The 14,309-nt window shown below is 59.5% G+C and carries 10 protein-coding genes, 1 tRNA gene and 1 pseudogene; 8 read left to right on the top strand and 4 right to left on the bottom strand.

Going from position 1 to position 14,309, the window contains the following annotated elements; genetic code table 11:
* Positions 1-198 (top strand): annotated as a pseudogene (locus AC1DON_RS19410) (IS481-like element ISRm20 family transposase); the annotation flags it as partial.
* 195 nt (positions 199-393) lie between these two features.
* Here the strand turns inward: AC1DON_RS19410 and AC1DON_RS19415 are convergent.
* Positions 394-1,290 carry a trypsin-like serine peptidase gene (locus AC1DON_RS19415; protein WP_476936471.1) on the bottom strand — a complete coding sequence of 299 codons (897 nt, stop codon included), beginning with the start codon at positions 1,288-1,290 and terminating at the stop codon, positions 394-396.
* 264 nt (positions 1,291-1,554) lie between these two features.
* On the opposite strand from AC1DON_RS19415, the gene AC1DON_RS19420 reads away from it, so the two are divergent.
* The 3 genes from AC1DON_RS19420 to AC1DON_RS19430 are packed head-to-tail and all read left to right on the top strand — an operon-like array spanning position 1,555 to position 4,801.
* Positions 1,555-3,705, top strand: coding sequence for a S9 family peptidase (locus AC1DON_RS19420; RefSeq protein WP_476936671.1), 2,151 nt, complete (start codon positions 1,555-1,557; stop codon positions 3,703-3,705).
* Positions 3,696-4,235 carry an N-acetyltransferase family protein gene (locus tag AC1DON_RS19425; protein ID WP_476936472.1) on the top strand — a complete coding sequence of 180 codons (540 nt, stop codon included), beginning with the start codon at positions 3,696-3,698 and terminating at the stop codon, positions 4,233-4,235. The genes AC1DON_RS19420 and AC1DON_RS19425 overlap by 10 nt, the downstream gene beginning before the upstream one ends.
* Before the next feature lie 20 nt (positions 4,236-4,255).
* The gene (locus tag AC1DON_RS19430) at positions 4,256-4,801 is read left to right on the top strand and encodes a hypothetical protein (RefSeq protein ID WP_476936473.1); all 546 of its coding nucleotides are present in this window, start codon (positions 4,256-4,258) and stop codon (positions 4,799-4,801) included.
* Positions 4,802-4,809: 8 nt separating this feature from the next.
* On the opposite strand, the gene AC1DON_RS19435 is transcribed toward AC1DON_RS19430, so the two are convergent.
* Positions 4,810-4,883, bottom strand: a tRNA-Gln gene (locus AC1DON_RS19435).
* 137 nt (positions 4,884-5,020) lie between these two features.
* Here AC1DON_RS19435 and AC1DON_RS19440 point away from each other — a divergent pair.
* The 4 genes from AC1DON_RS19440 (at position 5,021) to sppA (ending at position 9,082) form a co-directional block, all read left to right on the top strand.
* Complete coding sequence (locus AC1DON_RS19440) at positions 5,021-5,722, top strand: alpha/beta fold hydrolase (protein WP_476936474.1); 702 nt, start codon at positions 5,021-5,023, stop codon at positions 5,720-5,722.
* Positions 5,719-6,189: an MEKHLA domain-containing protein gene (locus AC1DON_RS19445; RefSeq protein ID WP_476936475.1), complete on the top strand. Its 471-nt coding sequence runs from the start codon at positions 5,719-5,721 to the stop codon at positions 6,187-6,189. The genes AC1DON_RS19440 and AC1DON_RS19445 overlap by 4 nt, the downstream gene beginning before the upstream one ends.
* Before the next feature lie 52 nt (positions 6,190-6,241).
* Positions 6,242-7,105 carry an oxygen-dependent tRNA uridine(34) hydroxylase TrhO gene (gene trhO, locus AC1DON_RS19450; RefSeq protein WP_476936476.1) on the top strand — a complete coding sequence of 288 codons (864 nt, stop codon included), beginning with the start codon at positions 6,242-6,244 and terminating at the stop codon, positions 7,103-7,105.
* 195 nt (positions 7,106-7,300) lie between these two features.
* On the top strand, positions 7,301-9,082 hold the full coding sequence (sppA, locus tag AC1DON_RS19455; protein WP_476936477.1) for a signal peptide peptidase SppA: 1,782 nt from the start codon (positions 7,301-7,303) through the stop codon (positions 9,080-9,082).
* Between the two features lie 53 nt (positions 9,083-9,135).
* Here the strand turns inward: sppA and AC1DON_RS19460 are convergent, their stop codons facing one another.
* Together AC1DON_RS19460 and AC1DON_RS19465 are read right to left on the bottom strand one after the other, a co-directional pair.
* On the bottom strand, positions 9,136-10,593 hold the full coding sequence (locus AC1DON_RS19460; protein ID WP_476936478.1) for a tetratricopeptide repeat-containing sulfotransferase family protein: 1,458 nt from the start codon (positions 10,591-10,593) through the stop codon (positions 9,136-9,138).
* Between the two features lie 72 nt (positions 10,594-10,665).
* The gene (locus tag AC1DON_RS19465) at positions 10,666-13,914 is read right to left on the bottom strand and encodes a TonB-dependent receptor (protein ID WP_476936479.1); all 3,249 of its coding nucleotides are present in this window, start codon (positions 13,912-13,914) and stop codon (positions 10,666-10,668) included.
* Positions 13,915-14,309: the final 395 nt, after the last annotated feature.

Here is a 14,309-nt window from a genome sequence, read left to right on the forward strand (position 1 = left end):
TCCGACATCGTCAGGAAATCCGACATCGTCAGGAAAGTCCCCAAAGACCTTGGCGCTATCAGTTTCAGGAACAGGCAATGGCGCGTACCGAAAGCCTTCAGAGGAGAACACGTCGCTGTAAGGCCTACCGGACAGAACACCTATGACATCTGCTTCGGAGCGAAACGCATCGCGACTATTGACCTCACATCAACATAGGCTCACCAAATGTGTAACCTATGTCTCCGAACATGTGTCACCCATGTCTCCGGTCCGTATACCCATAAATGGGGAGGGCGAAAATCGAAGTCACGCTAGACTGTAAGCCGCTCACGCTCTGATTTCCGTGCCTTTTCCGTGTCGGCGCGCAGCGCCTTTCCGTGCCTATCCGTGGTTCCCAACCAGAGAAGCCACTCACTGCGTCTCGGCCAGGCCCTCGCCGGTCGTCGGCTTGGCCGCTGCGCCGGCGGTGCCGGAATTGCCAGCGCCGATCATGTCCGACGTATCGGTCGTCGCACCGCCCGGAGTACCCTTGGCGACCGGCGGAGAAACTTTAAGCGAAGGCACGGGCGAAACACCACGCGCCTGGGCCTTCAACAAGATGTCGATCGTCTGGCGGACAAATACGGCTTCGGTCACAACGCCCAGTTCCAGGCGTTGATTCTCATCCTCGACCTGCTTGATCAGCACGCCTGCGACGAAACCGCCGGCCTTGCTGGCGGCGGACTTCATGAACACCGGCCCGCCCGAATTGCCCGGCACAGCCGTCAGGTCGATCAAAAACGTCGGATAGGTCGCCGACGGCGCCACTGGGTATGACGCCAGCCGTCCGGCGCGCAGGATGGGGAAGCCCGACACATTAGCCGACAGACCGTGCGGATAGCCCAGGGTCATCATCTCCTGGCCGGCCGTGACCTTCATGGCCTCGAACGTGCCTTCGTCAGCCAGGAGGCTGTACGGGATGACCTGGTCCTTGATGCTGTCCGGCATCTTGATGGGGATGACGGCGATGTCCTGGCCCGGATGCTGGGTATAGGTCGCAACGCCCGCTGCGGTCCGGATGGCGAGGGTCGATGGCATATAGGACCAGCTGCCATTGGCGCCCGGCACGCGCCAGCCGACGCGGACGTCTTTCTGCGGCATTTTTTCGAGGACGTGGGCAGCGGTCACCAGAACCGTCTGGGTCTGGCCGCCCGGCATGGGCACCGACACCAGGAAACCCGTGCCAACCATGCGCTTGGCCTCGTTGATCGGCTGGTCGATCTGCACCGTAGCCTTGATCAGCGCCACTGTCAGGTCAGCATCCATCATGCCCGAAGGTCCCCCGTGATACCCATTACTACCCTGCGGATTGCCACGTTAAAGGCTCCATGTGGTGCCACCCAGCGAAAACGCACGGATTTCCGGAAACTTATTTGACGCCCTTTCGCGAATGGGTCAATCCTCCGCGCGCCGTTCAAACAGTTTCGTTAATCACTGTGACCCAGCCCGGCTGATCTGAAAAGCCACCTTGCGGCAAACATTTGCGTTTGCCGTCGAGTCTTGTTTTAACGCCACACGTCCCCCCAAACGAGTATTGCCTTGACCAAAACCCTTCCCCAAGCCCCGCGCCCCGCCAAAATCCCGTTCGAGATCGAACAACTCGGCGAAAAGCGCGTCGATGATTATCGCTGGATGAAGGACGACAACTGGCAGGCGGTCCTGCGCGATCCCGGCCTGATCAGACCTGAGATCAAGGCGACGCTCGATGAGGAAAACGCCTATTCGGCAGCGCTGCTCGACGGCACCAAGGCCCTGCAGGACGAAATCTTTGCTGAGATGAAGGGCCGCATCAAGGAAGATGATTCAAGCGTTCCCGGCCGCGACGGCGCGTGGGAATATTATAGCCGCTATAATATCGGCGCCCAGCACCCGATCGTCGCGAGACGCCCCCGCACCGAAGGCGGCCCCCTGAGCCCGCTGCCGAGCGTCGAAGCAACCGCTGCGCAGGAACAGATTCTGCTCGATGAAGAAGCGCGTGCGCAAGCCGCAAAGGCGCAGGGCAACGACTTCTATGAAACGTCGGACGCCCAGCACAGCCCCGACCACGCCCTGTTCGCCTGGGGCGAGGACACGCAGGGCTCTGAATATTTCACCATCTTCGTCCGCGATCTGGTGACGGGCGAAATCCTTCCTGACCCGATCCAGAGCAGCAATGGCGGCTTCAGCTTCTCACCGGACTCGCAATATATCTTCTGGGTGTGGCGCGATGAAAACTCGCGCCCCGCCAAGATTTTCCGCCGGCCGGCGCGCGGCGGCGAAGACGTGCTAATCTATGAAGAACCCGACGAAGGCTTCTTCCTGCATATCGGCACGCTGTCGTCGGACGCCTTTATCTCGATCGGCACCGGCAACCACGAAACGTCGGAGACCTGGCTGATCGACGCCCGCGACCCAACCTCAGCGCCGTTCTGCGTCGAGCCGCGCTCCGAAGGCATCCAGTACGATATCGACCACTGGGATGACCGCTTCATCATCCGCACCAATGCCGACGACGCCATCGACTTCAAGCTAATGGAATCAACGGTTGATCGCCCGACACGCGCCACCTGGACCGACCTGGTGCCCTACCGTCCCGGCATCTACATCACCGGTGCCGGTGTTTTCAAACATCACATGGTCCGCTCCGAGCGTCAGAACGCCAATACGCGCCTCGTCATCACGCGCAAGTCTGACATGTCGGAACACATCATCGCTGTCGACGAAGAGGCCTACAGCCTGGGGATGTCGGGTGGTTATGAGTATGACACCGACATCCTGCGCTACGGCTATACCTCTCCGACGACACCGGCCCAGACGTTTGACTACGACATGGAGACGCGTGAGCGCGCGCTTCGCAAGACCCAAATCATCCCGTCGGGCCATAACCCTGCCGACTATGTCGCGCGCCGCCTCTATGCCACGGCGCCCGACGGCGAAGAAGTACCGGTGACGGTGCTGATGAAGGCCGGCACCCCGCTCGACGGCAAGGCGCCGCTGCTGCTTTACGGTTACGGCTCCTACGGCATGCCGATGGATCCCGGCTTCTCGATCCGATCCTTGAGCCTCGTCAATCGCGGCTGGATCTACGCCATCGCCCATATCCGCGGCGGATCGGAAAAAGGCTATGGCTGGTTCCTCGATGGCCGCAAGGACAAGAAGACCAATACCTTCACGGACTTCATCGCCTGTGCTGAGTCCTTGACTGAGGCCGGATACGGATCCAAAGGCAATATCGTCGCCTATGGCGGATCGGCCGGCGGCATGTTGATGGGCGCGGTCGCTAATATGCGTCCGGAACTGTGGGCGGGCGTCATCGGCGCCGTGCCGTTCATCGACGTGCTGAACACGATGAGCGACGTGTCGCTGCCCCTCACCCCGCCGGAATGGCCAGAATGGGGCAATCCGCTCGAAGACAAGGCGGCCTACGACTACATCAAATCCTACAGCCCCTATGACAATATCGCTGCCCAACCCTATCCGCCGGTGCTGGCGACCGGGGGCCTCAGCGATACGCGCGTCACCTACTGGGAACCGATGAAGTGGATCGCCAAGCTGCGCGAAAAGTCGACTTCGGGCGCGCCAATGCTGCTGAAAATCAACATGGACGCAGGTCATGGCGGGGCATCGGGTCGCTTTGATTTCCTTAAGGAAATCGCCTTTGACTACGCGTTTGCCATCTGGGCGGTGGACAAGTCATGGCAATAGCGATCCGCGCGGCAACCGAAGCCGATATCGCCGCCATCACCGCCATCTACGCCTGGAACGTGCTGAACGGCACCGGCACCTTTGCGCTGGAACCGCCTTCGGAAGCCGACATGCTGGCTGGTCTGCGCTCAGTCCAGGGCCTGCACCTGCCCTATCTCGTGGCCGTGGAAAACGAAACGGTGGTGGGTTACGCCTACGCGTCGCAGTTTCGTCCCCGCCCCGCCTACAGGTATGGCGTCGAGGACAGCGTGTACCTGGCGCCCGGCCATACCGGCAAAGGCATCGGCAAGGCTTTGCTGAAAGAATTGATCGCGCTGTGCACAGCACGCGGGCTTTATACCATGATCGCGGTCATCGGCGATCGCGACAACGCTGCGTCCATCGGCGTCCACCGCGCTTGTGGGTTTACCGAGACCGGGACCCTGCCGCGCGCCGGCTTCAAGTTCGGCCGCTGGCTTGACGTCGTCTTCATGACGCGCGACCTGCTGCCGCAGACCGACAGCCCCGAAGGCGACGGCTGGGCGGGGTGACAACAAACAGAGTGGGAGCTATGCAGACCAAATTTATTCATATCGAAGACGACACTGCTGTGCTTTTTGCCGCAAACGGTACGCCTCTTTTGGCCGTAATGGCAGCATTTGCAGATATTGTCCCACTTGAGCAGTTTTCACTGCCCATCTTACCGATGTGGTTATACCTTCTTGGCCTGATATTCATTTTTGTTTCAAAGATCATAATACAGACGTTCAACGACGATATGCGCCAACGTGAACGGCTACAAAATGGACGTGATATTTTCCTCGAAACACTGTCGAGAGAAGATATCCCAGACGATTTTAGACGTCAGACTGAAATCCAGTTAGAAAGCTTAAATGCATTTTCGGATAAGCTGTTGAAAATAAAAACAGTAAACGCACTAACCAGATGGCGAGCTATTTGTTTTTTATTCTCAGGCATTTGCTTTCTCGTATCTTCATTTATTCTGATTGCCGAGGCAAGTTCGGTCCTGTCTATTAAACACCAGACTTCAGAAACAGGAATACGAACGAGCGCAAACGTCAATATATCGACGTCACCACATGGCCAGGCAGATTAGAAGAGAAGTGGCTGGGGAACTAGGACTCGAACCTAGAATGACGGTACCAAAAACCGGAGTGTTACCATTACACCATTCCCCAGCAAAAACTGGTCTCACCGACTGAACCACAAGGGCTTGCGCCGGGAGAGGCGGTGAGATAGCGCAAGGTTTCCGCCAACGCAATCCCTTGATTGTGTTTTCCGGCAACTTTTTCAACAGCCTTTTGCACCGGACCTCATGCCTGCGCCTGCCCTGCCGAAATGTGTACTCCTTCCCGGCCTCGATGGCAGCGGGACTTTCTTTACACCCCTGCTGGAGGCCTTGCGTGGCAAGGCTGAAACGCTTGTCCTCACCTATCCCGAACACGGCCCGCAGTCTTACGCGGCGCTGGCGGACCATCTCCTGCGCCAGATGCCTGACGGCGACTATGTCATCATCGCCGAATCGTTCGCAGGCCCTTTGGCGATTCTTCTGGCTTATCAGGCGGCAATGAAACCAAAAGCGCTGATTCTCGCCGCCAGCTTTGCCCGCAATCCGTTTCCGCTGTTTGGCCAGATGTTCGGTAGCGCCCTGCCCGGCCTGCTCAACGACAAGGCTCTGCCGGTCATGGAAGCAGTGCTGCTGCGTTCCGGTGATCATGCGTTGACCTGGCAGATGTTCCAGATCGTGTCGAAGCTTAATCCTGACGTTCTGCGCGACCGCATCAAGGCGGTGACGACCTGCGACGTTCAAAAGCCCCTGGCGCAGCTCGACATGCCCATCCTTTATCTGCAAGGGACAGAAGACAGGCTGGTCTCGGCTCCGCACGGCGCTTTGGTCGCTCGGACCGGCAAACACGTGACCCTGGCACGCGTGGCAACACCGCATTTCGTTCTGCAATACGATGTCGATGCGACCGTCCGCGACCACATCCTGCCCTTTCTTGAGGCGCGCACATGACGCATCTCACGTCAGATGTCGAAAGCTATAACGCCTTGATGGCGCTCAGTTTTCACCACTTTACCGGCGAAGACATCGTGCCAGACGCCCGCAACCTCGGCGCCACGGATCTGGCGCAGGCCATGTTCGGGGCGCCGGTCGCCATCGTCTCGCATGGCACCGAAGCCGAACCGATTTTCCGCTATGCAAATGCGGCGGCGCTCGACCTGTGGCAGATGGACTGGGATGCCTTTACCCGCCTGCCCTCGCGCCACAGCGCCGAACCCAAAAGCGGCATCCAAACCGACCGAGACCGGTCGTTAAAGGCTGTCCTCGAAAACGGCTGTGTAGACGGCTATTCCGCGATCCGAATTTGCAGCCAGGGCCGCCGCTTCGAAATCCGCAATACGTTGCTATGGAATGTCGTCGATCAAGACGGCGTACGCCATGGCCAGGCGGCCTTTATCCGCGATTGGCGCTACGTCTGATTTATGCTATCTGCCGCCCATGTTTGAGCAAGGTTCCCAAGCGCAGCCATTTGTGATTGCTGCCTTTTATCACTTCTTCCCGTTTCCGCAGTTCGAGGCCATGCAGGCCCCGCTGCTCGACCGCCTGAAAGCCCTGGAAATCAAGGGCTCGCTGCTGATCACGCGCGAAGGCGTCAACTCGACCATTTCCGGCACGCGTGAAGCCATCGACAGCTTCCTGACCTATTTGCAGGACGACGTGGTCGGCGGACCGATCCAGTGGAAAGAGTCCTTTGCTGAGTTCCAGCCGTTCGGCAAGGCGCGGGTGCGGCTGAAGAAAGAGACGATTTCGCTGGGTGAGCCGGTGTCGATGGAGCGCTTCGGCCAGTATGTGAAGCCAGCCGACTGGAACGCCCTCATCAGCCGCGACGACGTCGTCATTATCGACACGCGCAATGATTACGAGGTTAATCTCGGCACGTTCAAAAACGCCATCGACCCGCAGATTCCGAATTTCAAGCATCTGCCCGACTGGACGCGCGAACAGGCGCAAAGCCTTGCCGGCAAAAAGATCGCTACCTTCTGCACCGGCGGCATCCGCTGCGAAAAGTTTACCTCGTGGCTGATCGATAACGGTCATGACGATGTCTACCACCTGCAAGGCGGTATCCTGCAATATCTCGAAGACGTGCCGAAGTCCGAATCGCTGTGGCAGGGCGAATGCTTTGTGTTTGATGAGCGAATCGCCGTCGATCACGACCTGAAACCGTCGCAGACCGCCGTCCTTTGCCTATACTGCGACCACGCGCTGACGCCCGAGGACCAGCAGAGCCCAGCCTATGTCAAAGGCCAGTCCTGCCCGCACTGTCTCGGCCGCGAAGACCACGCCCACGACCAGCCAAAACGCCATGCTTTCCCCGGACGCACGAAGTTTTAGCGTCTCCATGCTAAAGGGTGTGGTGTAGCACGGTCACAATCGCTGTTTTTGACGGGCTTTCACCCTAAATGACAGCGACTTCATTTGACCTTCGCGCATTAACGATTATGGTATTAACCGGATGCGCCGTTTCGGCGTGACGGGGGTGCAGCGGTTTTCACCGAGGCAGAAAGACTAAGGGGACACCGGGTTCGCATGAAGCAGTTTTTCATCACCTTGACCGCTGCGATCACGGCCTTGATCATCGTATTGGTCGGCGTGCCCATCGTCCTTATTGCTGTCGTCGCCGGCGCCTCCAAGCCGCAAACGACCGGTGACATCGTCCTGTCGCTGGACCTGCGCGAAAAGATGACCGACCAGACGCGGTCGCAACCCTTTGATTTCCTGACCGGAAAGTCGATGTCGACGCTTGAGACGGTGCAGATTCTGCACCGCGCCGCCGACGACGTCCACGTCAAGGCGGTCTTCGTGCGCCTGCCCGAAGGCGGCATGTCGCCGGCCGCGGCCGAAGAAATCCGCGACGCCATCATCTACGTCCGCCGCGCCTCCAAGCCGGTCATCGCCCACAGCCAGGGCCTCTATCCCGACACCATGGTGATCTCGTCCTACATGGTCGGATCGTCGGCCAGCGAGCTGTGGATGCAGCCGCGCTCGTCGTTCCAGGTCACTGGCATCGCCACATCGACCATGTTCCTCAAGCGCGCCTTCGACAAGTTCGGCGTCAATGCCCAGTACGAGCAGCGCTCGGAATTCAAGAACGCCGTCAACCCCTACCTCTATGACGACTATACGCCGGCGCACCGCGAAGCCCAGCTATCGTGGATGGGCAGCATCTATGACAATTCGCTGGCCGCCATCGCCCACGACCGCCGCATGGACGCCGCCAAGCTGAAAGAAACCATCGAAGCCGGCCCTTACGGCGCCGAACAGGCCCAGCAACTGGGTCTGATCAGCCACCTCGGCCAGGTCAACGATGCGCAAGGCGCAGCGCTGAAGCGCGGTGAAAACGCTAAGGTAATGGACTTGCGCGAGTATCAGCGCACCCTTTCGCCCGACACCAAGGGCGAGGTCATCGCGGTCATCGACGGCGAAGGCGCCATCATGACGGGCAAGAAGGCCGGCGGCTTTGGCAGCGAGCCGAGCATGATGTCCGATGAAGTTTCCGAAGCCTTCTTCAAGGCGGCCAAGGACAAGAAGGTCAAGGCCATCGTTTTCCGCGTCTCGTCGCCGGGCGGTTCCGACACGGCCTCAGAACAGATTGCCACGGCCATGCAGTCGGCCAAGGAAGCCGGCAAGCCGGTCGTCGTCTCCATGGGGGAATATGCGGCTTCGGGCGGTTACTGGGTTTCGGCCGGCGCGTCGTCGATCGTCGCCAATCCATCGACCCTGACGGGCTCGATCGGCGTCTTCGGCGGCAAGTTCGCCATTGGTGACGCGCTGTCCAAGTTCGGTGTAGATGTCCGCGATATCGCCGTCGGCGGCGACTATAGCTCGGCCTTCAGCGAGGCCAAGGGCTTCACCCCGGCCCAGCGCGCGGCGCTGTCGTCGTGGATAGACCAGATCTATAACGGCTTCGTCGTCCACGTTGCCTCCAACCGCAAGATTCCGGTCGAACAGGTCCAGGAAATCGCCAAGGGCCGCGTCTGGACGGGCGAACAGGCCAAGGGCATCCACCTTATCGACAAGACGGGCGGCTTCTATACCGCCGTCGACGAAGCCAAGGCCCTGGCCAAGATCGACCGTTCGGCCGATATCCGCCTCATAGAATATACAGGGTCGGGCCGTGCAGGCGCTTCTGGCAGCATGACCGCCAGCCTGGAATCGGCGGCGTCCGGCCTGCGCACCCTCTCCTTCCTGGGCTGGGCGATGAGCGATCCCAAGGCCGAAGCCGTCATGGACCGCGTCGCCGACCAGCGCCTGCGCGAAGAAGGCGCGACCGTCCTGGCCCCCAAAGCTTACGAAAACAGCACGCGCTAATCAATCTGCATGCCAATCAAAATGAAAAGGCGTCCCTGTCCGGGGCGCTTTTTTTATGCCGAATAGGCGCGGCGGAAGGCTTCGGTGAAATCGGCATAGGCATCGGCGGCTCCGATACGCGCAGTCGAAATCGGCTGGCGCACCTGCGCGACGCTGGCGGTCGTGACCGAGCGCTCGCTCTTGTGCGCCTCGAACACCTGCGGTTCCTCACTGAGCTCAAGATGCGTCAGGATGCGCCGGATCCAGGTCTGGGGATCGGTCGTCAGCTCTTCGTAAGGTACGGTCAGGATGCGATCAGGGAAGATTTCCGCCCAATGGCGGTGCAGTGCGTCCTCGGCTTTAAAGTGCTCGGCAATATCTTGCGGCGCCCACGACCACGGCACGCTTGCGGTAAAAAAGGTGCGGAAACATGACAAAGCGCAATCTTCCGAGCGGCGGGTCAGCCAGATGACCTTGGCCTGCGGCAGCATGTGCAGCACCAGGCCCATCATCTGCGACTGGTTGAGCGTCTTGTCGACAATCCTGCCGTCGGGTCCGAACCGTTCGTCGATCATCTGCAGGTAATCGCGCGCCAGGTCTCCCCACGGGTCTGCGGCATTGTCGCGCGCCTGATATTTCAGCGCATCGGCCGGCGACAGATCACCGGCCGGAATCAGGGCCGGCTTGAGCAGATTCAGCTCGGCGCCATCGCGCACAGTGGAATGACTCGTAATGATCTGCTCCACCAGGGTCGTCCCCGAACGTGGCAGGCCATTGACGAAGATCATGCGCCGGCTGTCGCATCGCGAAGGGCGCAACCGTTCGAGCATGCCGGGCGTGTAGTCCCGGACGATGCGCGCGGCGAAATTGTCGCCGTCGCCCTGCCCCTCTTCGCGCCGCATGATCAAGGCCCCTTCGCTATACACAGCGAAAGCGCGTCCGGCATCGCCGGCATCGTCGTAGGCCTTACCCAGCGCATAGCAGAACTGCGCGGCGGGCCTGGCGGGCCCCTGCATGACTTCGGCTTTCAACGCTTCCATCCGTGCCGTATCCGGATCGCCGGGGGTAAACGACTTGATGACGGACAGAGCCGACCAGCTGTGCGGCGCTGCGGGAAATTGCGCCAGTGACTGGCGGAAGATCGCTTCTGCCTTGGTGAAATCTCCGGTCTGTGTGGCGATCGTCCCCTTGAGGTGCATCACCGCCGGATGCGCCTGCAACTCGGCCTGCAAGCTTTCCAGCATCGCCATCGCGTCTCGCGTCAGGCCGTCGCGCGCCACGTCGGCGCAGTAGCTCAAAATACGGTTGAGTGTTCTCGGTTCGGTGGCGGCATATCTGCGCATGGCTTCGCGCGACATCGCCAGTTCACCAATCTTGAAGCAGAGCTGCGCAAAGCTGGCCCAGCGGTCGCCGGTCTCGACTCCCTCTTCCAGTTCCGTCCGCAACAAATCGACGGCGCCTTGCCGGTCACACACCTTTAGCCGTTCGATCGCGCCAAGGATCCGATTGTTCGCAGGCATCGCGACGGTCATGCAGGGACTCCAGTCGATAATAAAAAAAGAGCGGGGATTTCTCCCCGCTCTTCTTCCAACTTTCAATCGAAATTAGAAAGTCAGGTCGAAGCCCAGACGCACGAAGCGCGGCGTCTGATAGCTGACCGGCTTCATGTAGGTCAGGTTGACCGCGCCGCTCGGCAGTTCGCCGGTTTCAACAGCTTCGGTCACGCCATGCATGTCGAAGAGGTTGAAGACGTCGGCGCGCAGCACCAGATTGGCACCATTGATCAGCGTCACGTATTGCGACGGAACCTGATAACGGGCCGAGACGTCGAGGCGGTGAACGAACTCGGTCTGGAACGACTCACCGCGTGGTTTCAGCACGCCACCGCAGTAGTGCGCGGCCGGGGTGGTGTAGAAGGTCGAGATACGATCCGGGTCGCGCGAGGCAGGAACGATACCGTTACAGCCATAGCGGCGGCCCGAGATGCCCGAGTAGTTGAAGCCCGCCAGGAAGTTTTCGGTGACCTGGTACGAACCCCAAACCTTGAGCTGGTGAGCGTGGTGGTTCGGCAGCAGACCATAGGCGCCATCGGTGAAACCGATGATGTCGTTGTCTGAGGTTATGCCGGCGTCGGCCTGACCGGTGTCGGACTTAACGGCGCCTTCGAAGTTACCCTTCGATTCCGAGATGACGTAAGAGCCTTGCAGGCCCCACTTGCCGTCGAACGCGCGCTGGAAGGTGAGTTCCAGAGCCTTGTAGGTGCGTTCCAGAGCCGGATAGCCGAGGTCTTCAGCCTTCAGGGTCAGGGTCTTCAGGGTGGTTTCGCCCGGCAGCGGGTCCGACAGAACAGCGACCACTTCCTGGCCCGGGTTCGAAATCAGGTACTGGTGGGTTCCCGACCAGATGTCCTTACAGCCCGTGCTGGTGCCGTTGGTCAGAGCATAACCGTTGGCCTGGCAGTAGGCCACAACGGCGTCGTCGATCGCGAGATCGTCGGCGGCCGTAACCAGCTGACGGTAGGTAAGGGTTGCGCCGACCTTCCACAGGCTGTTGACGCGGCGTTCCCAGCCCAGGATGAACTCGTCGTCAGCCGTGGCCTGAACGTTGAGTGCCGAGATCGACTCAGGCGGCGGAACCGCGCCGGACGAACCGACCTGACACGACAGCTGGTTGACCGGGGTCGCAACGATGCCGCGATCAAGGTAAACTTGGCGGCAGGCACCGAGAGCACCGATCGACGAGTTGACGCCACGGATCAGGATGTTGCCAAGGCCGGCGACCGGCTTGCCGGTGACGGGATCGAGTGCACCGAAGGTCAGGCCGCCACCGACAGGCAGGAAGTTCTGCGTGACGTCAAGGTTGTTCGAGGCAGCGCGATAGGCCGTATTGGCGGCAACCGGCAGGTAGTAACGGCCATAGTAGCCGAAGATACGGTCCTTCTTCTCGCCCGAGGGGTCGAAGTTGAAGCCGACACGCCAGGCCTTGTTGCCTTCCAGGACCGAGAAGGCCTGACCGGCCGAATCGTTCATGGTGAAATCGTCGTTACGATAGCCGATGTTCAGGTTCAGGCGGTCGTTGATATCCCAGCTGTCTTGAATGTACTGGGCTTCATTGATGCCTTCAAAGATGCCGCCGCCGTTGAAGGTCCGCAGCGAAATGTATTCCTGGCCGAGTGGAAGGCCGGTCGACGTGGCGTTCGCCGAGGTCGTGACCTTGCGGTAAGTCCAGTTGGCACCGCCCAGAGGACCCGGGGCGCCGAAGCGGTAGGAGATGTTGTTGAAGGAAACTTCTTCGTGGTCCAGACCGACGCGAACGTGGTGCTTGCCAAGGAAGTCGAAATAGACGTCAGCGTCAGCGCGGTAGAACTTGCGGTTAGCTTCCGACGGCGTGTTGGCTGCCGAGGTCGTCTGACGGCTGATCGTGCGGGTCGCACCCGAACGCGTGTCCTGAACCAGGGGCTCAAGCGGCAGGCTGTCGGTGTTCGACTGGTCGAAGGTGGTGTCACCATAGGCCGCGGAAATCGTCAGCCAGTTGGTGATGTTGCCGGTGTAGCGGCCAACCCAGCTCTTGCCGCCGAAGCGCTGATAGGCGTCGATCTTATAGTTACAGATCGTGTCAGCGGCGCAGCCGGTCAGGGCATTGCCACCGGTCTGATTGATGTCGGCATAGGCCGGCTTACCATAGTCGAACTGCTTTTGAGCACGTTCCTGGTACGTGTCGAACATCGTAAATTCGAGGTGGTGCTTGCTGGTGATATAACCATCCAGCTTGATGCCCCACGACGGATCGTCATAGGTTGTTTCCTGATAGGTCGCACCTTGCGACGTCGCAGTGGTCGAGCGGAAGTTCGGCGCTTGATACAAGCCGTAGAAGAACAGCTTGTCCTTGATCAGCGGACCACCGGCTTCGACGACGTACTCGTTCAGCTCTTGAGTAACACGGCTGCCAACAGCGCCACCGACGTTACCGGAGAAGGTGTCCGGCGTATGCGAACGCATGCTGGACGGCTGGAAGTTGCCGTGCAGGGCGAAGTTCCACTCGTTGGTGCCCGACTTGGTAACAGCGTTGATAACGCCGCCGGTCGAACGGCCGTATTCTGCCTGGAAGCCGCCGGTCTTGACTTCGATGGTCTTGTAGAAGTCGAACGGAACGCCGGCAGCGCCGATACCGTTGACGAAGTTGGTGATGTTCAGACCGTTGATGTAGAAGACGTTTTCACCAACCGACGAACCCGAAAGCGAAGCCTGGGTCAGGCCCTGGGCGGTCGCACCGGCGCCGAACGACGAATCGCCCGGAACGGCCGACGGCGCCAGCATGGTCAGGGCGGTGACGTTGCGGGCGATCGGGGTTTGCTTGACCAGCGTGTCGACATTGACAACAACGCCGGTCGTCGTCTGGGCGAAGTCGAGGCGCGCACGCGCCTTGCCCTTAATGACCACAACGCCAGCTTCAGCCGGCTGCAGGGCAAAGTCGAAGCCCGACTTAGAGCCCAGGGCAACCGCGACGCTATCGTCGGTCGCAGTGTTGAATCCAGCCGCCGAAACGGTGACCGAATAGCCGCCGATCGGGATCAGCGGGAACTGGAACGAACCGTCCGCAGCCGTGGTGGTCTCGCGGGAGATACCTTGTTCATTGGAGGTCGCGACGACCTTGGCGCCGGCAACCGGGTTGCCGTTAGCATCCTTGACGGTGCCGAACATGGTACCGCTCGTGTAGTCCTGGGCGAGGGCATTCGACGGCAGCAGCGCAGTCGCAACGGTCGCAACCAGGGCAGGCACAACCATTGTCGACAATACTGCGCTGCAGATCGTCGTCGTAGCCATCAGGCCACTTCGCAAAGTAAGTTTTTTCACTCTTGTTTCTCCGGGTTACATTAGAGGGTGTAGGCGCACCCGCCGCAGTCCAGCATTACACGCTGTTAATGAAGTTAAATCGTGCTGTCGCAATTCCGTCAATCGCGTGTCACGGATTTGTCTATATCAATTGAAACGTGTTTCAATAAAGTCACAGAAGCAACCTTCCCTAACGGAAATCTGATAATTTAAGGGGCTGATTATTCCCTGAAAATCATCAGCTATACGGGTGGTCACTCTTATAAAAAAATAATAAAAATCCGATTACTATTTTAAATACCGGCGTTCGCGAGGTCAGGTAAATTTGACCCCTTTATGCCGGAAATCCTGAAAATCATGTCTGAGGGTTTTTAAAAAATTATCCCGAAAAAGCGCGCATTTAGGGATAATTTCAA

The organism is Asticcacaulis sp. P4_H10 (genome assembly GCF_056400965.1).

Coding starts and splice junctions, on each gene's coding strand:
- AC1DON_RS19415 (WP_476936471.1), bottom strand. CDS start 1,290: ATGATGGATGCTGACCTGACAGTGGCGCTGATCAAGGCTACGGTGCAG.
- AC1DON_RS19425 (WP_476936472.1), top strand. CDS start 3,696: ATGGCAATAGCGATCCGCGCGGCAACCGAAGCCGATATCGCCGCCATC.
- AC1DON_RS19430 (WP_476936473.1), top strand. CDS start 4,256: ATGCAGACCAAATTTATTCATATCGAAGACGACACTGCTGTGCTTTTT.
- AC1DON_RS19440 (WP_476936474.1), top strand. CDS start 5,021: ATGCCTGCGCCTGCCCTGCCGAAATGTGTACTCCTTCCCGGCCTCGAT.
- AC1DON_RS19445 (WP_476936475.1), top strand. CDS start 5,719: ATGACGCATCTCACGTCAGATGTCGAAAGCTATAACGCCTTGATGGCG.
- sppA (WP_476936477.1), top strand. CDS start 7,301: ATGAAGCAGTTTTTCATCACCTTGACCGCTGCGATCACGGCCTTGATC.
- AC1DON_RS19460 (WP_476936478.1), bottom strand. CDS start 10,593: ATGACCGTCGCGATGCCTGCGAACAATCGGATCCTTGGCGCGATCGAA.